This is a genomic window from Arthrobacter sp. Hb9-2 (assembly GCF_059091165.1).
The window spans coordinates 1-692 of sequence record NZ_JBNHGJ010000095.1 but is presented as its reverse complement, the minus strand read 5'-3'; the positions used below and the strand labels follow the sequence as shown (position 1 = coordinate 692).

At 67.9% G+C, this 692-nt stretch carries 1 protein-coding gene; it reads right to left on the bottom strand.

Features of this window, described 5'->3' with window-relative positions:
* Positions 1-178: 178 nt before the first annotated feature.
* On the bottom strand, positions 179-692 hold a 514-nt coding region (locus AC5RV1_RS21355), incomplete at its 5' end, for a class F sortase (RefSeq protein ID WP_493995953.1).

The following is a 692-nucleotide window of genomic DNA, read 5'->3' as shown; positions in this document are numbered from 1 at the left end:
AGGGGCGGCGGCAGCAGCGTCCGACGGCGGTGCGGGCACCGCTCCTACGGACCCCGCCGCTGCTGCGCAGCCGGAGTGCAGCAGGGACGAAAGTGCCAGCGAGGCCAGCAGGGGAGTGCGGTTCTTCATGGCTCTTCCGTCCTGGCCGCACACCCCTTCGGGGAGTCGCGGCCGCCTGTCAGGCTTTGAGTTTTGCGTAGATCACGTAGTTGTCGTCGAAGAGGCCCGTGGCGGGATCGTAGCCGTCGCAGGTGATGAGGCGGAGTTCGGATCCTGCGGTGTTTCCATAAACCTCAAGAGTCGGGAATTCGTTCTTGCTGTAGAGCTCGCCGCGGTCAACAGTGAAAACGGCGGTGCTGCCGTCAGCGCGGGACACGGCGACCTCCATCCCGGGAACGAGCTTGCGGAGGTCTGCGAAGACGCCCCCGCGTCCATTGGGGGAGTTGACATGGCCCAGCATGACCGATGGTCCTCGTTCCCCGGGGGTGGGGGAGCCGTTGTACCAGCTGGCAGGGGCCCCGTTGCCGTCGTCCCGGGGCACCTCCAGCGAGCCGTTCTCCCGCAGGCCAAGGCTGAGGAGTTCGGTGCGAACACCGATGGCCGGGATTTCCAGCGCCACCGGTTCGGACCGGGACAGGACCGCACGTTCTGCGGCAGGTGGCGCGGCGGCAGCGGGACCGGCCGCGGAAGGT